This is a genomic window from Oleiharenicola lentus (genome assembly GCF_051660365.1).
Lineage (GTDB): Bacteria > Verrucomicrobiota > Verrucomicrobiia > Opitutales > Opitutaceae > Lacunisphaera > Lacunisphaera lenta_A.
Genome location: NZ_JBOZXB010000001.1, coordinates 805,358 through 823,414, shown reverse-complemented (window position 1 = coordinate 823,414; position 18,057 = coordinate 805,358). Strand labels below are relative to the sequence as shown.

The 18,057-nt window shown below is 60.4% G+C and carries 11 protein-coding genes; 5 read left to right on the top strand and 6 right to left on the bottom strand.

Annotation, left to right across the window (positions count from 1 at the left end; all coding sequences use genetic code 11):
* Positions 1 to 14 precede the first annotated feature (14 nt).
* The gene (locus tag ACRRQW_RS03075) at positions 15 to 1,106 is read left to right on the top strand and encodes a cobalamin-independent methionine synthase II family protein (protein ID WP_438479786.1); all 1,092 of its coding nucleotides are present in this window, start codon (positions 15 to 17) and stop codon (positions 1,104 to 1,106) included.
* Between the two features lie 255 nt (positions 1,107 to 1,361).
* Here the strand turns inward: ACRRQW_RS03075 and uxuA are convergent, their stop codons facing one another.
* Together uxuA and ACRRQW_RS03065 are read right to left on the bottom strand one after the other, a co-directional pair.
* Positions 1,362 to 2,582 (bottom strand): mannonate dehydratase, encoded by a 1,221-nt coding sequence (gene uxuA, locus ACRRQW_RS03070; protein ID WP_438479785.1) that lies wholly within the window; start codon positions 2,580 to 2,582, stop codon positions 1,362 to 1,364.
* A complete protein-coding gene (locus tag ACRRQW_RS03065) occupies positions 2,575 to 3,408 on the bottom strand; it encodes an SDR family oxidoreductase (RefSeq protein WP_438479784.1) in 834 nt (277 codons plus the stop codon). The genes uxuA and ACRRQW_RS03065 overlap by 8 nt, the downstream gene beginning before the upstream one ends.
* Before the next feature lie 114 nt (positions 3,409 to 3,522).
* On the opposite strand from ACRRQW_RS03065, the gene ACRRQW_RS03060 reads away from it, so the two are divergent.
* On the top strand, positions 3,523 to 3,810 hold the full coding sequence (locus ACRRQW_RS03060; RefSeq protein WP_438479783.1) for a GIY-YIG nuclease family protein: 288 nt from the start codon (positions 3,523 to 3,525) through the stop codon (positions 3,808 to 3,810).
* A gap of 9 nt (positions 3,811 to 3,819) precedes the next feature.
* Positions 3,820 to 4,566 carry a YdcF family protein gene (locus ACRRQW_RS03055; RefSeq protein WP_438479782.1) on the top strand — a complete coding sequence of 249 codons (747 nt, stop codon included), beginning with the start codon at positions 3,820 to 3,822 and terminating at the stop codon, positions 4,564 to 4,566.
* On the opposite strand, the gene hflX is transcribed toward ACRRQW_RS03055, so the two are convergent.
* On the bottom strand, positions 4,548 to 5,873 hold the full coding sequence (gene hflX, locus ACRRQW_RS03050; RefSeq protein ID WP_438479781.1) for a GTPase HflX: 1,326 nt from the start codon (positions 5,871 to 5,873) through the stop codon (positions 4,548 to 4,550). The two genes, ACRRQW_RS03055 and hflX, sit on opposite strands and share 19 nt — an antisense overlap.
* 435 nt (positions 5,874 to 6,308) lie before the next feature.
* On the opposite strand from hflX, the gene clpB reads away from it, so the two are divergent.
* Entirely contained in the window at positions 6,309 to 8,894 is a 2,586-nt protein-coding gene (clpB, locus tag ACRRQW_RS03045; RefSeq protein WP_438479780.1) for an ATP-dependent chaperone ClpB, read from the top strand.
* Here the strand turns inward: clpB and ACRRQW_RS03040 are convergent.
* Positions 8,891 to 10,069: a glycosyltransferase family 4 protein gene (locus tag ACRRQW_RS03040; protein WP_438479779.1), complete on the bottom strand. Its 1,179-nt coding sequence runs from the start codon at positions 10,067 to 10,069 to the stop codon at positions 8,891 to 8,893. The genes clpB and ACRRQW_RS03040 overlap by 4 nt on opposite strands.
* Complete coding sequence (locus ACRRQW_RS03035) at positions 10,069 to 10,911, bottom strand: PEP-CTERM sorting domain-containing protein (RefSeq protein ID WP_438479778.1); 843 nt, start codon at positions 10,909 to 10,911, stop codon at positions 10,069 to 10,071. The genes ACRRQW_RS03040 and ACRRQW_RS03035 overlap by 1 nt, the downstream gene beginning before the upstream one ends.
* A gap of 184 nt (positions 10,912 to 11,095) precedes the next feature.
* Between ACRRQW_RS03035 and asd the strand changes: the two genes are divergently transcribed.
* Positions 11,096 to 11,998, top strand: a complete 903-nt coding sequence (asd, locus tag ACRRQW_RS03030; protein ID WP_438479777.1) for an archaetidylserine decarboxylase — start codon at positions 11,096 to 11,098, stop codon at positions 11,996 to 11,998.
* Positions 11,999 to 12,046: 48 nt separating this feature from the next.
* Here the strand turns inward: asd and ACRRQW_RS03025 are convergent, their stop codons facing one another.
* On the bottom strand, positions 12,047 to 17,986 hold the full coding sequence (locus ACRRQW_RS03025) for an alpha-2-macroglobulin family protein (protein ID WP_438479776.1): 5,940 nt from the start codon (positions 17,984 to 17,986) through the stop codon (positions 12,047 to 12,049).
* Positions 17,987 to 18,057: the final 71 nt, after the last annotated feature.

Below are 18,057 nucleotides of genomic sequence, written 5' to 3'. Positions count from 1 at the left end.
TTCATGCCCAGCCGGTGAAAAAATCCCGCGTGATCGCGGCCGCTGCTTCCGCCGCTCCGTCGGTGAAAGCCAAGAAGCCCGTGGTCGCCGGTATCCCGAAAGGCCCGCGCATTCTGACCACGACGGTCGGATCTTATCCGGTGCCTGAATGGCTCGCGGCGCTCCCGAGCGATCAAGGCGTCGTCGATGCGACGCGCGTGGTGTTCGACATCCAGCGCCAAGCCGGCATCGACCTGCCGACCGACGGCGAACTGTATCGCTTCGACGTCAATCATCCGGACACGAACGGCATGATCGAATATTTCATCCGCCCGATGGAAAATGTTTCTTCGATGATCGGTCGCTCGATCACGGAAGAATTCGCGCGGCACTCGCCGATGGGTTTCCGCCGCAAGCCGGCGGGCGTTGTCACCGGTGCGCTCGGTGAAGGTTCGCTCAACTTGCTCGCTGACTGCCAACGCGCCGCGTCGGTCTCCGGGGGCGCTTTCAAGTTCACCGTCACGAGCCCTTACATGCTTTCCCGCACGCTGCTCGATCACCACTACGGCAATTTCCGCGACCTCACCCTCGCGGTCGCCGATGTGATCGCCGCGCAAATGCCGGGCCTGCCTGCGGCGTGCATCCAAGTCGATGAAGCCAACATCCCCGGCAATCCGGAAGATGCGCCGCTCGCCGCTGAAGCGATGAACCGCGTGCTCGATGCGATCGATAAAGGCACCGAACGCGCCGTGCACTTCTGCTTCGGCAACTACGGCGGCCAGACGATTCAACCGGGCAAATGGTCCGCGCTCATCAAATTCCTCAACGCGCTCCACACCGATCACCTCGTGCTCGAACTCGCGCACCGTCCGGCTTCTGATCTCAACGCGCTCAAGCAGATCGATAAAAAGATCACGCTCGGCGTCGGTGTCGTCGACATCAAGGTCAACCACATCGAAACCGCCGACGAAATCGCCGCGCGCATCGCCGCCGTGGAAAAGAAAGTCGGCGAAGGCCGCGTGGGTTGGGTGCACCCCGATTGCGGTTTCTGGATGCTCAAACGCTCCGTCTCCGATCGTAAGATTGAAGCGCTCGTCAAAGGCCGTGATTTGTATCTTGGTCGCTAAGCGATCCACCCACTTCTTAAAACCAAAGCCCGTCTCACGACGGGCTTTTTTTGTTGGTGAGGCCTGACCTCCGGGGAGGCCAAGGTGGGGAGGGTTGTCCCTAACGGTCCTGCGAACGGGGCATGTCCTGCGAACGCAGAGCGGTTAAGGATAACCGCCCCTACCTTCAGAAGGTGGAGCGCGCTGACCTCAGCGTGTTTTCAGCATGTGCGCATTTATGTGCGCGTCGGCATCGGCCCGCCCGGAGGTCGGGCCCTACCTTTGTGCGATCGCGCGCGACACGCCGAACTGCAATCCGCGCAATTCCGCCAATCCGCGCATGCGACCGATCAGCGGATACCCGGGACACGTCGGCGCGGGGCGTTTGAAATCATCGAGCATCATGTGACCGTGATCAGGGCGCAGGGCGAGTTGCCAGTCGGCGCGACCGCTCGCGATGCGGGCGGCTTGCTCTTCAAGGAGCGCTTTTACCACGGCATACATGTCAGTGCTACCGCCGAGGTGGGTCGCTTCAAAAAATGTCCCGTCGGGACGACGCTCCACATTGCGCAAATGCACCGCGTGAATCCGCGCACCGAGTCGTTGCACGATGCCGGCAGTATCGTTGTCGCCGCGCGCGCCGAGCGAGCCGGTGCAGTAGCAAATCCCGTTCGCCGGACTGTCGTTCATTGCGATGATGTCGGCCAGATCCTGCTCGGTGGAAACAATGCGCGATAATCCGAGCACGGAAAACGGCGGATCATCGGGGTGAATCGCGAGGCCCACGCCGGCAGCCTCGGCGACCGGCGCGACTTCGCTCAAGAAAAGGCGCAGATTCTCTTTTAACTTCGTCGCGTCGAGCCCGGCGTATTTCGCGAGCATGGCGCGCAAGCCGTCGACGCTGACGTTGAGTTTTACGCCGGGAAACAGGTTGAGCGTTTGCAGCGTGAAGGCTTCGCGCGCGGCGTCGTTCAAGCCGGACCAGAATTTTTTGGCCCCGGCGATTTGCTCGGCGGTGAAATCGTTTTCCGCTCCGGGGCGTTGGAGGGCGAACATATCGAACGCCGCGAACAACGCGGGATCATAGTGCAGCGCTTCCGCGCCATCGGGCAGCTTGTAACTCAGATCGGTGCGCACCCAATCAAGCACCGGCATGAAATTATAAACGACGACAGGAATGCCGGCGGCACCGAGTCTCTCGAGCGAAATTTTGTAATTTTCGATGTGGCGCGCGTAGTCGCCGGTGCGTGTTTTAATCGCTTCGCTCACGGGAAGCGATTCGACCACGGCCCAGCGTAGGCCGGCGGCGGCAATCGTATCGCGATGATGCGTGATCGCGTCGAGCGGCCACACTTCGCCATACGGAATAGCGTGCAACGACGAGAAAATCGTCGTTGCGCCAGTCTGGCGGATTTCGGCGAGCGACACGGTGTCGTTTGGGCCGAACCAGCGCATGGATTCTGCCATCAGGTTTTGCATCGCGAAAAAATCAGACACCCGAATAGCAGGAGAAACCGCCGTCCACCGGAATCACGGTGCCGGTGACAAACGCGGACGCGTCGCTCAGGAGGAAGTGCAAAGCGCCATGCAGTTCGTGTGCTTCGCCGAAACGGTTGAAGGGGGTTTTCGTCAATACGGATTGGCCACGTGCCGTGGGCGTGCCGTCTTCGTTGAGCAGCAGGCGGCGGTTCTGGTCGGCGACGAAGAAGCCGGGAGCAATCGCGTTCACGCGCACGCCGGAGCCGAATTTTTTCGCCACTTCGACGGCGAGCCACTTGGTGAAATTATCCACCGCAGCCTTGGCGTTCGAGTAGCCGACTACGCGCGTGATCGCTTGCGAGGCCGCCATCGAGGAGAAGTTGATAATGTTGCCGCGCTTTTGCTCCGCGAAGGTCTTTGCGAACACGAGCGAAGGCACGACGGTGCCGTCAAGGTTGAGTCCGAGCACCTGGCGGTAAGCGCCGAGGTCGAGATCGAGAAAAGTTTTCTCGGGCGTGATGACGGCGCCGGGTTGATTGCCGCCCGCGGCGTTGACGAGCGCGTCGATTTTGCCGAAGCGTTGCACGACAGCATCGCGCACTTTTTCGAGGCCCGCGCGATCCAGCACGTCGCAGGAATAGCCGACCGTTTTGCCGGGCAAGTCTTGAGTGTCCGCGAGGGCGCGATCGAGTTTCGCCTGATCGCGCCCCAGAAATACGACAGTGGCGTCTTGCGCGGCGAAGTAGCGCGCGGCCGAGCCAGCGAGCACGCCCGTGGCGCCAGTGACGACAATTACGCGTCCGTTGAGATCGAAGAGTGAGGAGGAAAGGGAAGGAGACAACACGCTTGGGAACTTAGTTTGGAGGCGAAGTGCGGCAACGACTCTTTTTGTGAGTGGCGCGCTATTGATTGACCGGATTTGACGCCGCACGTGCGGACTGGTGGATTAAGCGCACCGATGCCGATCAAGCGAAAGCGCGCCTATGTTTATATCCTGCGATGTGCCGACGATACGCTCTACATCGGCACGGCGAAGGAATTGGAAAAGCGTCTCGCCACTCATAACTCCGCCAAAGGCGCGAAATACACCCGCGCGCGCCTGCCCGTAACGCTCACGTATCAAGAAGGCCCGATGAGCCTGACGAAAGCGCTGCGTCGCGAGCATCAGTTGAAGCAGTTGACGCGGACGCAAAAGCAGGCGGTCATCGCGGGCGAATTGCTCGTGCCGCACCGGCGCAAGCGCTGACTTTTACCGATGCTCATATTGAATAAATTGCTGCCTATTTTCGTGCTGCCGACGGGCATCGCGACACTTCTACTTTTATTTGCGATCTGGAAAAAGAAGCGCTGGCCCATCGTCGCCGCGCTGGCACTGATGTATGTGTGCAGCGCGCCACGGGTCGGCGAAAAATTGATTGGCTGGGTGGAAAACACCTATCCCGCAATCGCGGTCGACGCAGTGGAAAAAGCGGATGCGATTGTGGTGCTGGGTGGACTTTACGGACCGGCGATGCCCGACGGCTACGTGGCTAACTGGAGTGAAAGCGTGGAGCGCTTCGAAGCGGGTGTGCAGCTCATGCAGGCGAACAAAGCGCCGTTGCTGATCTTCACGGGCGCAAAATTGCCGTGGGAAAAACGCGACACAACCGAAGGAGCCGAGTTGCGGCTGGAAGCAATCAAGCGAGGCGTCGCGCCTGCAAAGGTGATCGTCACCGATTTCGTAGCCAATACCGCAGATGAAGCGCGCGTGGTGGCGGTCATGATGAAAGAGCGGGGGTGGAAGCGCGTGATCCTAATTACGACCGGTTGGCACATGCGACGCTCGGCCTATCAATTCACGCGCGCCGGGGTAAACTTTACGCCGTTCCCAGTGGATTTCCGTGCCGACCCGCAACGCGCGTGGGCGGCGATTGATTTTCTCCCGAAAGGAGACGCCCTCGCGCTCACCGAGACCGCGCTGCGCGAATGTTACGGCTACGCGTTTTACCGGCTTTTCCGCTGAGCTTTGGCCGGTTTCTTTTTCGCGGGCTTGGGTTCGACGAGGAAAGGAGTGAACAACGCGGCAGATTTGCGCGGAAAACGACCGGAGATGCGCACGCCCTCGTCGAGCGATTCCTGTTCCTTGATGCGGCCGGCGCCGTGTAGTTTCGCCACGACATCGTAGCGGCTGTGCGGGATGAGCAGTTCCACGGCTTGCTGGTCGTCGACGGCGAGTTCTTCGAAACGCGCGAGTAACTTGTCGAGGCCTTCGCCGGTGTGCACGCTGATGAAGAGCGCTTCGGGGTGCTGCGCGCGGAGGCGAGCGAGAGTCTTGGGTTCGATTGCGTCGGTTTTGTTGAACACCGTGAGGGTTGGCCGTTCAGCGGCGCCCAGTTCGCCGAGCACGGCAAGGGTCGTTTCGTGGTGGTGATCGACGTTGGGGTTCGAGCCATCGAGCAGGTGAATGAGGAAATCGGCGGCGACGACTTCTTCGAGCGTCGCTTTGAAAGCCTCAACTAATCGGTGCGGCAGGCGACGAATGAAGCCGACGGTATCGGTTAACAAAAGCGTGCGACCGTCAGGCAGGGCGAGTTGGCGCGTGGTCGGATCAAGCGTGGCGAATAATTTATCGGCGGCGAGCACCTGAGCGCCGGTGAGTTTGTTGAGTAGCGTGGATTTGCCGGCGTTGGTGTAGCCGACGATCGCCGCACCGGGCACAGGCGTGCGCTGACGTTTACGGCGTTGCGTGGCGCGTTGGGAAATAACCTGCACCAACTCTTCTTTGAGATGCGTGATGCGGTTGCGGACGAGACGGCGATCTTGCTCGAGCTGGGTTTCGCCTTCGCCGCCCATTTTGCCTTTGCCGCGTTGACGGGATAAGTGAGACCACGCGCGCGTAAGGCGCGGCAGCGAATACTCCATGCGCGCGAGCGCGACTTGAAGGACCGCCTCGCGGGTCTGCGCGCGGTCGGCAAAAATTTCCAGGATCACTTCCTGGCGGTCGATGACGGCGAGGCCGGACTCTTCTTCCCAATTACGCTGCTGAGCCGGCGAAAGCTCTTCGTCGATCACGATGACGTCGGCGCCATCTTCTTTCGCAATGGCGATGATCTCGGCGGTCTTGCCACTGCCGATGAGAAACTTCGGCTGGGCACGGTCGCGCAGGCTGATGAGTTGCGAGTGAGGCGAGATGCTGAGGCCGATATTTTCAACGAGTTCGTGCAGCTCGGAAAGGAGTTCCGCGCCTTCGCCTGAAGCCATGTCGGGGGTCTGCACGCCGATGAGCAATGCGCGGGTCGTTGGTTTTTTCGGATCGAGGAAATTCGCCATGAATAAAATGTAATTATCCGTGAGGACGGCAGAGTCAACTGGGCGCGTCGCGCTGCACTGTGAGTGGGCGCACTCGATCGCCATCGGAAAAATCCTGATGCGGCATGACACGGTCTCGCGAGGTTGCGGACTCGACAGCTGCAACGCGATTGCACAACGTGGCGGCGAATTTGTTCATTGCTTTAAGCAACCCCACTTTGCCCGCGGAGGGGGACGCGTCGAAAAGTTGCAGATGCATAGGGGATGTAGCTCACTTTTTCCGCGTCCGTTTCCGCGGGCATTTTTTTCTGCGCTTTCTGCCGTGACACACAATGGGCGGATTGACCCGCTGGTGTGCCAAGGTGCCAGCCCAACACTCGACGCGGACGAAGTCCCCGAGGGAAACCCGTGGTTCGCAACTGGAACGCCGCCTGCAAAAGCAGGGTCATACTATTTATGGATCTCCAAAAAATGACCGTCATGGCGCGCACCGCATTGCAGGAAGCGCAAAACGAGGCCCGGCGCCGCTCGCACAACGAAGTGGAAACGTGGCATCTGCTCGTGGCTTTGCTGGCTCAGGAAAACGGCATCGTGCCTTCACTGGTCGAGAAGCTCGGCCTGACCACCAGCGCCATGCAACTTGCGGCGGATCGCGAGCTCGAGCGCTCGCCGAAGGTTTCGGGCAGCGTGGATGTCTCGAAAATTTATGTCACGCAGTCGCTCAACGAAGTGCTCACACGCGCCGAAGAGGAGGCGCAGACGCTGCAAGATGATTTTGTCAGCGTGGAGCATTTGTTCCTCGCGATGATCCATGTCGGCAAACCGACGGGTATGAAGAAGTTTTTCGAAAGCTTTGGCCTCGATCGCAGCAAAGTGCTCGGCGAGCTGAAAAAGCTGCGCGGCAACCAGCGCGTGACGACCGACAATCCTGAGACCACTTACGATGCGCTCTCGAAATACGGCATCGATCTCGTCGCGCAGGCGCGCAAAGGAAAACTCGATCCTGTCATCGGCCGTGACGCGGAGATTCGGCGCGCCATTCGCATCCTCTCGCGGAAAACCAAAAATAATCCAGTGCTCATCGGTGAACCCGGCGTAGGCAAGACCGCGATCGTCGAAGGCTTGGCGCAGCGCATCGTGCGAGGCGACGTGCCGGAAGGGTTGAAAGATCGCACGGTGTTCGCGCTCGATATGGGGGCGCTCATCGCGGGCGCGAAATACCGCGGCGAATTCGAAGAGCGTCTCAAGGCCGTGCTCAACGAAGTGAAGCAAGCCGATGGCCGCATCATTCTCTTCATCGACGAACTGCACACGATCGTCGGCGCGGGCAAAACCGAAGGCGCAATGGACGCGGGCAATTTGCTCAAGCCGATGCTTGCGCGGGGTGAGTTGCATTGTATCGGCGCGACGACGCTCGATGAATACCGCAAATACATCGAAAAAGATCCGGCGCTCGAACGCCGTTTCCAACCGGTGGTCGTCGAAGAGCCGACGGTTGAAGATGCGATTTCCATTCTGCGCGGCCTGCGCGAACGCTATGAATTGCACCACGGTGTGCGCATTCAGGACAATGCGCTCGTCTCGGCCGCCGTGCTTTCGCACCGCTACATTTCCGATCGTTTCCTGCCCGACAAGGCGATCGACTTGGTCGACGAAGCATGTGCGATGATTCGCACGGAAATCGACTCCCTGCCGACGGAGTTGGACGAACTCCAACGTCGCGTCATGCAACTCGAGATTGAAGAGACCGCGTTGCAAAAGGAGAAAGACGATGCCTCGAAACGTCGCCTCGTGGCGTTGCGCAAGGAACTTGCCGACGTGAAAGAAAAGGCGACGGCAATGCGTGCAGTGTGGTCGAAGGAAAAGGAATCGCTCGGTCGCGTGCAAAAGATGCGCGAGGAACTCGAAGCCGCTCGCCTTGAAATGGCGAAGGCAGAGCGCAATTACGACCTTAACAAAATCGCCGAGCTAAAACACGGACGTATCCCCCAACTTGAGAAGGAGCTCGCGACCGCTGAGAAATCCGGTGCGCCAAAAACCACCCTCGTGAAAGAGGAAGTCTCCTCGGAAGAGATCGCTGAAATTATTTCGAAGTGGACGCATATCCCCGTGACGAAGCTCCTGGAAGGCGAGAAGGAGAAACTGCTCAAACTCGAAGACGAACTCCACACCCGCGTCATCGGTCAGGATGAAGGCGTGCGCTTGGTGAGCGAGGCAATCTTGCGGGCGCGCGCCGGGATTAAAGACCCGCGCCGGCCGATTGGTTCGTTCCTGTTTCTCGGCCCGACCGGTGTCGGTAAAACCGAACTCGCAAAGACGCTCGCGGAGCAACTCTTCGATTCGGAAACGAATCTTATCCGCCTCGACATGTCGGAATACATGGAGAAGCACAGCGTTGCCCGCATGATTGGCGCGCCCCCCGGCTACGTCGGTTACGACGAGGGCGGCCAGCTCTCCGAAGCGGTGCGTCGCAAACCGTATTCCGTCGTGCTGTTTGACGAGATCGAGAAAGCGCATCCGGACGTGTTTAACGTCCTGCTGCAAGTGCTCGACGACGGCCACATCACCGACTCTCAAGGTCGCGTCGTGAACTTCAAGAACACGGTCATCATCATGACCTCGAACATTGGCAGCCGCCATTTGCTCGAAGGCGTGAAGAGCGACGAGATCACCGAAAGTGTGCGCGAAAGCGTGATGGCCGATCTGCGTCAGTCCTTCCGACCGGAATTTTTAAACCGCATCGATGAGACGGTGTTGTTCAAGCCGCTCTCGCTGGAAGAAATTTCGCGCATCGTTGATTTGCTCATCACTGACGTGAACAAGCGTCTCGCGGAGCGTCGTATCATGGTGAAGCTTGAGCCTAAAGCGAAGGAATGGATCGCGGAAAAAGGCTACGATCCGGTCTTTGGCGCGCGTCCGCTGAAACGGTTTCTCCAGCGCCACCTCGAAACCCGTCTCGCCCGCGCGATCATCGCCGGGGAAGTGAACGAAGGCGCCACCGTGACGTTTGACGTCAAAGACGGCGAACTGGTGTTCGTTTAAAGGGGGGCGCGCGTCAGCAGGCGCGCAAACCAAGCCTCATAGTGGGGCAGCAACGCGCTGCGGGTGAATCGTTCGCCCGCGGCGCGCGATTTTTCGGAAGCGGCGGCGTAGTGCTCCTCGTCGGTGGCGAGGCGTTCGATTTCATCCGCCCAAGCGATGACGTTTTCATCGGCGATGGGTGCGTCGAGGGTCACGGCGGTTGAAATGGGAAAAATCCGCCCACCGTCGCCGCACGTTTCGGGAAGTCCGCCGCGATTCGACACGAGGCATGGCACGCCGTTGAGCTGCGCTTCGGCGACCACCCGGCCGGCGGCTTCATGAAGCGAAGGCACCAGCAGTGTGCGGGTGACGCGGAAAATGTCACGTGGCTGCGGCACCGCGGGCGAGATCATGAGATTGGAGAGCGTGCGCAGATCGAGGCCAGCGCGCCGGCCCGCGGCGACGAGATCGGCGGCGCCGGCGCGGCCTTCGATCACGAGCAAAGGCACTTGAGAATTGCGCGCGGAGAGTTCGCGCAAAATACCGAGGAAGACGGCGCGGCCTTTTTCCGGCGAAGGATTGACGAACGCCGTGAAGATGCGCTCGGGTGACTCGGCGATGGTTTCGGCGACATCGATGGGCGGCGGCAGCGCGTGAATATTTTCCACGCCTTTCGCGGCGTAGTGATGGGCGAGCCACTGGGACGGAGCGAGGATCGCAAGAGCAGACGAAAACATCGCGGGCTCGTGCGCGGCATTGTGCACGGCGTAGACGACGCGGGCCCCGTGGGCGCGCGCTTCGCTGCGGAGTTCGCGCCACAAGGTGTCGTCGCCGTAGGTAAGCACGATGTCGGGGCGGAGCGATTCGAGTGCGCGCCGGACGCCGCGCCCGAGTTGCGCGATCGCAGGCTCGTCGAGCGAAGCTCGGTTACTGCGGGCCGAGACCAAGGCGCGGTGTTGCACGCCGTGATCGTTAAATTTCACCCAGCCGTTTTGATCCTCCGGTGGACTGTGACCGATCAGCGCGGCGAGATTGGTTTGCGTGAGCCAGCGGCGGTTTTCGCAAAAGGCCGCAGTTACGCAGTGCACTTCCCAGCCGGCACTCGCGAGCCACTCGCCGATGATCCGCGTGGAACGGGCGGCGCCGCTGACGGGGTCATGCGCGCATTGCGGAAAGGCAATGAGCAACCGCGGCATCAGGTGGCGCGACGGCGGCGTTGGTAAATGACGAGACCAAGGCTCGCGCTGCCGATGATCAACGCCCATGTGGACGGCTCGGGAATAGCACTGGTGGTGTAGTAGGCGGAACGCGCGATGCTGAGGTCGATGGAGCTGGTCGGGACAAACACGCTGAAAGTGTCGGTGTCAGAATAGTTATATTGAAGGGTCGACGCGTAGGGCAGGATCACCAGGTAGGCCGACCACGCTTGATCAGTGAAGGTCGTCACGGTGTCGTTGCCGGTAATCGTATTCGAAGAGGTAGTCGTTCCAGTGACGTGAAAGGTGGTTTCTTCGCCGCTGACCGAGCCGGACCGCACAGTGTTGCGGCTGCCGTTGAATTCAAATTGGAGTTCCCAGTTCAAGCTCGTGGCGACGTTCGTGCGGTTGAGGGTGAAATCAAACGCAGCGGCGAGGTAGTCGCCCTGGAGATAATTATTCTCAGCGTCGTAGTAGTTTCCGATCAGTTCGCCGGAGAACGTGCCGTTCCATTTCAACGTGAGGCCGTCGCGGTAAAAAAGCGGTGAGCCATCGTAGGTGTGAAACGTGAGCGAGCCGCGCGTGCGATCGCCGCTGTCGCCCCAGAGTTTCACGCCGGCGCCGGCGTTGGTCGCCTGGCTGCCAATCGAGTTGCCGTAACTGCCGGCGTAATCCGGGATACCGGAGGTGCTGACTGCGAAACTGGAAGAGGTCGTCGTGAAATTCGTCACCTGAGCGACGACGGGCACGGAGCTGATGGGCGCGAGGACCAGTGCGCCGAGCAAGCCGGCGCGGGAGGAGAGGAGGGACTTGGCGCGTTCGAGGAGGGAAGGAGCAGACATGGCGTGGTGGATTAAATTCGTCCGTCACGTTTCGTTTGCGATGCGCGCGGGTCAAGCGACTCACTCTACGCGTTTCTGCGTAGGCGGGGCGCGTGAGCTGAAGTGTGGGCTGCGAAATTTCCCGACGCGCGCAGCGGGGATTTCTGCGTTTGCCTCGCGTGGGTTTCGGCCAAATCGTTTCGGTATGCCTACGTCTGAGCCCATTCGTTATTTCAATCGCGCAAAGCAAGTCGTCGAAACCGAGCAGGTTTACGGCGAAAAATGGCTGCGCTGGACTTACGAGAATGCGGTGGGGCAATTTTCTCTCTGGGCGCTGGTGAAACGCGCGTGGGTGTCGCGTTATTACGGTTGGAAAATGTCCAACTCGGCGAGCATGCGCAAAGTGCTGCCTTTCGTGATCGACTATAATCTCAACGAGGACGAGTTCGCGAAGAAGCCGATTTCATTTAAAAATTTTAACGAGTTCTTCTTTCGCGCGCTTAAGCCGGGCGCGCGGCCGATTGCGCCCGGTGAACGAGTCGCGGCGCTACCGGCGGATGGGCGTCATCTGGCGTTCCAGGATGTTGAGGCGGCCGATAGCTTTTATGCGAAGGGCCAGACTTTCTCGCTGGAGAAGTTTCTTGGAAGTGAAGCGCTGGCGAAGGAGTTTGCCGGTGGCTCGCTGCTGATCTCGCGCCTGTGCCCGGTAGATTATCACCGGTTTCATTTTCCGGTGGCGGGCATTGCGGGTGAGCCGCGGTTGATCAATGGCGCGCTGTTTTCCGTGTCGCCGATCGCGTTGCGACGAAATCTTGGCTACCTCTGGGAAAACAAACGCATGGTGACGATCGTGGAGTCGCCGGTGTTCGGCAAAGTCGCGGTCTGCGAAATCGGCGCGACGATGGTGGGCACGATTTTCCAGAGTTTCATCCCCGGCCGCGCCGTGGCGAAAGGGGAGGAGAAAGGTTTCTTTAAGTTTGGCGGCTCGTGCGTCGTCACGATTTTTGAGAAAGGCCGCATCAAGCTCGACGCAGATCTGGTTTCACAAAGCGCGAATGGCCTCGAGGTGTATGCAAAAATGGGTGAGCGGTTGGGCGAGGCGGTGTGAGGCGACTGGGGAAGAGGGCGTCGGTGCGGAGACCGGCGCCCACCTTGTTCACTTCACTTCGATCGCGATGCTCCCGGAGTGGCTGTTAAACTCCGGCGCATACATGCACTGGATTTCGGCGATGCCGGATTGGTAACGGCCTTTGAGTTGGATGCGCGTTGAGTATTCGAAGACGTAGGTGCCGGCGCGGAGGTAATCGATGAAGAAGTGCGAGGCGGTGTCGCGCGTGCTTTCGTAGTAGCCGAGCCCGTCTTGATATCGGTAACCGCTGAGCACGTTTACCGGCTCGGTGCCGCTGCCGCGCTGGTCTTTGAGGTGAACGTATTCCATGTCGCGGTCGGTGCGGAGTTCGAGGCGCACGACAAGTTCGTCGCCGACTTCGACTGGGCCGCTGACCGGTGTGAGCACAGGGCCTTGCTTCGTCGTGCGTTTCACGAAGAGCGCTTTCTTGAGGGTGAGAGGCGTGCCTTCGTGCGGCGTGACCTTGGCGATGTCTTCAAGGTATTGCCAATGCGCGCTGCCCCAGCTGACGCCTTGGTCGATTTTTTTCACGGTGACGCGGCCCATCTCAGGTTTGATTTCGTCGCGGATAAACTTCTGTTCGTAGAAACCGGTGCCGGGCTCGATGTTCTGCGGCTTGACGGGCGTGCCGCCGAGCGAGACTTCGACGAGCGCGTCGCTGCTCAGTAAATTTTTCCCCTGAAGCAGGAGCGCATAGGTGGCGTCAGCGGTGGCCTTGGTGGTTTTCCAATCCTGGGTTTGTTTTTGTTTCAACAACCACACTTTGCAGTCCTCGGCGGCTTGCGCGTCGCGGGCGACTTCGGCGAAAACTTCGATCATCACGGCCTGCGTTTCGATGGGCGCGTGATACCACCACCAACTTGGCTGCGCATCGCGCCAGAACATGCCGAACTCGGCGCTGTGCTGGCTGCGTTCGCGGAGCGATTTCACGATGGCTTGCGGCGTGGTGCGGTCGCCAAAGCGTTGCAGCGCGAGCGCGAGGTGCGCCTCGGATTGGCGGCTGTCGAGTTGCGTCCAAAATTTCCGGGACTGGGCGAGAAAGAAATCCACGGCGGGCTGATGCTCCGGCGCGATCGGCTGGTCTTTCAGGAAAAAGCTGCGGCCGTAGAGATAGAGCGCGTCGAGGTTGCCGGGGACGTATTTCTCGGGCTCCTTGGATTTTTGAATTTCCCTGTAGCGGCCTTGCATCCACGCATCGAGGCCGGCGAGTGACTTGATCGCGGCGCTCAGGTCGAGTTCGACGCCGAGATGGCGGAGGCGTCCGAGGCCGGTCGTGATGGTGAGGCTGATGTATTCGTTGGAGCGGCCGCCCGGAAACCATGCCCAGAGTCCGTCAGGGAGCTGGCGTTCGGCGAGTTGCTGGAGGATGCGGGCGCTTTCTTCGTCGAGGCGATTGGCGTCGAAGAGCAGGCCGACGCGGCGGCGCGATTCGCTTTCGCGCGTGGCTTGGCGGAGCCACGGGGTTTCTTCGAGCAACACGGATTTGAGGTCTTCGTTTTTCGTGAGCGGGCTGTCGAGCGCGGGCGTGTTTTTCCAGAGATCGAAAATGCGGCGGATTTTCGGATCGGAGTTGGCGACGTGGCGCGCGAGGGCGTTGGCGTAGAGGCGGCTGAAGAGTTGCTCGCTGCACTCGTGCGGAAATTCCATCAGGTAGGGCAGGGCGAGCACGGCATACCATGCGGGCTGCGAGACCATTTGCACGGTGAGTGACTGGTGGCGGAGCGTGTCGGACGAGGCGGACTCACGGAGTTTCGTGAAATCGAATTCCTGCGTCGCGGGTCCGCGGATCGGTAGCGGCAGCGATTCGGTGACGAGGATACGCCGGCTGAGGACGGGCAGGAAACCCTCCTCACCGTCGCTCGCGGTGGCGGTGGCGCCGACGGCTTTGTAGGTGAGGAAACCCATGCCGTCCGGCACGGCGATGCGCCATGAATAGGTGCGCGATTGTTTCGCGGGGACGTCGAATGCTTGCTCGGTTTTCAGATTGGCGAGCGCGTTATCGACGGCGGCGAGTGTGGCGGCGTCGGCGAACGTGAGTCGGACCTGGCCGGTTTGCGGCTGATCGGTTTGATTAGAAACCTTGACGGTGAATTCGATCGCGTCGCCTTCGCGCACGAAACGCGGCGGGTTCGGTTGCACCATCACGTCTTTCGCGGTGACGGTTTCGCCGGTGAGCAAGCCGGCGCGGAGATTTTTGTCGTGGGCGAAGCCGAGAAATTTCCACCGCGTGAGCGCCTCGGGCATCGTGAATTGGAGTTTCACGCGACCCTCTTTGTCGGCGAGGAGGTGCGGGAAGAAGAACGCGGTTTCGTTGAGGTTTTTGCGCGCGGTGACTTGGTCGAGGTTGGGTTTCTCCAGCGACGGAAGGCGACCTGCTAGCGCAGGTGTATCGGCGTCGTTAGCCTCGAACGTTTCGGCTGAGGGCAAGGCGACTTTGGCGTTGCGTGCCCCAACCATTGATGCGGCGCCCAAATATCCCCGACCGGGCGCGGCCGATACCGAAAAGGCTTCTAGCACGATCCGGTCATCCGAGCCGGGTGCGGCCAATCCTTCCGGGAAATGACGATATTCCCAATTCACCGCGAGCGACTCCGGTTGCCACGTCAGTTGGTAGGGATCGAGCGACACGAGCTGGTTTTGGAAGATCGGGTTGATCTGGAATGCTTCGCTGCGAAAGCCATCGAAGCGTGCCCAGAAATCGTGTGTGCGAAATTGATCGAGCGAGGCGTCGTAGAGCGTCGCGACCATTTCGGCGACGGAGCGGGTGGTGTCGTGGCCTTCGATGGTCGCAGTCCACGTTTCCTTTTGGCCGGGCAAAATTTTCGAGCGGAAGCTTTCCCATTTTACGGAGAGATCCTTGTTCGACCACGGCACGTCGATCACGTGATTGTTTAAATAAGCGCGGTTTTCGCGGATGAAGGTCGTGCGCAACGTCACGCCGCCGCGCATGCGTTCGGTGATGGGGAGTTCGATCAGCTGCTGGGTGCGTTTCGAGTCGGTCCAGTAGCTTTGCAGCACTTTGCCGTCGCACTCCAATTCAACGAAGGCGCGACCGGAATCGTAGCCGGTGCCCCAGAGCGCGGTGATTTTTTCGCCGGGTTCGACTGACGGAGATTTGATGGCGAACAACTCCGCTTTTTTCACGCTGTAGCGCGGATTGCTCGCGTCGATTACCTCAACGGTATGCTGGCTGGTGACGGGTTGGCCGAAGCGATCTTTTGTTTGCAGCGAGGCGCGGTAGATACCTGCTTTCAGGCGCACGCTCGGTTTTGCGCTGCCGCTGGCGTCGGTCGTGAACGGCACACTCGTAACCGCGCTGCCGAGTTCCCATGAATCGGGATTGGTCGGATCGACGGACGGCTCACCGCCTCGGGGCTGGAGCCCGCGGTAAAGTGGCCGCAACGGTTGGCGCGTCACCTTGGTGGGTTGCTTGAGCGCGTGAATGGTGAGGGTGCCGCTGGCGGTTTGAGGCGCGCCGTCGAGCGATTGCGTGGTGACGGCAAACTCGACGTCGCGGTCGGGTGTCTGCCACTCCGCGGTTCCCAGCGAGGCTTGCAGCGCGGTGTAGCCGGCGGCGACGGTGCGCTCGGCGGAACGCGTTTCGCCGGTTAGGTCCGTGACGTCGGCGTGGATCGTGTAGCGGAAAACCGGTTCTGTTTTGCGCGAGACGGATTGATCGGCGGTCGCGGTAAATTCGATTTTGAACGTGCCATCGTCTTCCGTGAGTGCGGTGCCGTGCGCGATGGCTTTCGTGGCGGGCGGTTGCCACCACCAGCACCAGCGCGGCAGTTGCACAGCGCGCTCGACGCGCCATTTCACTTTGGCTCCGCCGATGGCGGAGCCGGTGTAGGCGTTGGCTTTGCCAGTGAGGGTGACGGGCTGATCCAGTTTCGCGGCGGAAGCGGGCGCGGGGATTTCGACTTCGAACTTCGGGCGCTTGTATTCCTCGACGTTGAAACTCGTGTAGCCCTCGGGGCCGTTTTCAACTTTGAGCGACATGTTGCCGCTGAGGCCGGCACGCGGCGCGGTGAACGTGCCGCTGAATGAGCCGTAGTCATTCGTGACGTGCGAAGTGCGGGCGACTTCGCGGCCATTCGCGTCGAGGAACACGACGTCGGCTTTTTCGCGGGCGAGCGTGGCATAGTTTTGCCCCTTCTGATCCAGCCGGAAACTGATGCCCTTGTAGCTGATGATCTGGCCGGGACGATAGAGCGCGCGGTCGGTGAAAAACAGCGTGCGTTTCTGGACACGCTCTTCGCGCTCGCGCTGGTTTTGGTTGTAGAACGTGTAGATCGGCTGAGATGTGGAAACAGCGTGACCGTTGTGTTCTGCGAGTAACACCAACTGCCCCGATACAGACGGAAACGGGAAGCGGCCTTGCGCGTCGCTCTTCAGGGTAGCGCCGGAATTGTAGCGGCCGTTGCGGTCTTGCGTCCACACCCGGATCGAGGCGCCGCTGATCGGTTCGCCGCGGTCGGCTTGTAGGATGAAACCGGAGCCGGGTTTGCCGTCGTGGCGGGATTGGATCACCAACGCCAGATTGCTGACCCACACCGGAGTGGCGCTGAGTTGATTTACTGTTTCGGAAAAGTCCGCGCGATGGCTGGCGATGATCGCGTAGTAACCGGGCTTTAATGTGGTCGGCGCGGCCAGCGATTCGGTGCGCTCCTTGAAATCGGCAGTAGCCGGGAGATCGGCGTTCCAAGCCAGCGCGGGTTTGGTGGCGAGCAGGCGCGTCGCGGCTTCCTGATCCAGATAACGGTAATTGCGATGCGCTTCCTTGAGGGTGTCTTCGAAGGAAATGGCGAACGCGCGGAAATAAATTTTCGTGACGTTGCGATAGGTGACGTCGAGGGTGGGCCAAGGTGCGTTCCACACGAATTCGGTGTCGACGCGCGCGGACTTGGCTTCGATTTCCTGGACGAGGTTGAAGCACCGCGCACCGCCGGCGGTTTCGGGAAACGCTTTGTTAGCGCGGCGAGCGAGATCGTGAGCTTTGGTGGATTCGCCCTCGATGTGGAGTTGTTGCGCGAGCAGTGCGGTGGCGTGCGCGGAGAGTTCGTGTTTGGCGGCGCGCTTGATGAACGCTTCGAGCGCGGTTTTGTAGCGCGCGGCTTTTTCTTCGCCGACGGCGGAGTTGAAACCGAAGCTCAGGCGCGCGAGGTCGGCGTCGAGATAGGCGGAGCGGTCGGTGTCTTTTTGGTGAATGCGCAGCAGTTGTTGGTAGAGCGCGATGGCTTTGAGCAACGGCGACGAGTCGTCCGTGGTGGCCGGCTTCCATTGGAGGAATTCGGTCGCGGGAGAAAAAATCGGGCTGTCGGCGGTGAGCACGAAAGCGTCTTCGGTTTGCACGGCGCCTTGCTCGCCGGCCTGGTAAAAGCGGAGGGCTTCGTGGACGAGAAAATCGTAGAGCGTAGGGCGGTAAGTATCGGGCACGTTGCCGCGTTCCAAGAGTGCGTCCAGATCAGCGACTGGGGTTTTGCGCAGCGTCGCTTCGTCGGCGAGCGCGGCGGTGAAATGCCGATCAATCTCCGCGAGGATGCGCGGGAGATCCCAGGTCTTCAGGTCGGAGCCGGCGCCCGCGGCGCCTTGTGTGCGTTGGAGAAAGCGCCAGCGGTTTTGCTGAAAATAATTCCAATACCAATGCGCGAGCAGCGACTCCATCACCGGCTTCAGGGCAGCGGGAGCTTTGACGATCTCGGCTTCGAGCCGGACGATGCGTTCCTCGGCCTTGTCGCCTTGGATGCCGCCGGCCAACACGATGCGGCGGGCGATGGCTTTGGTGGCTTCCGCGTGCTGACCGTCGGCGAGGGCCGAGGCAGCGATCGCCTCAAGTTCGGTGATGGCGGTTTGAGGAAGTTTTTGCGCGACGGCCTCGTCGACTTTTTTCCACTGGGCGTCACGCGAGCCGGCGACGAGTTGAGTGATATACAGACAGCTGAGGAGAGTGCACAAACGGAGTTTCATACGAAAAAGAAGAAAGGTGCGCGTGGGGAGGAAGCGCGGGTATTTCAGGAGAACGTGGAGACAGGCGCGAC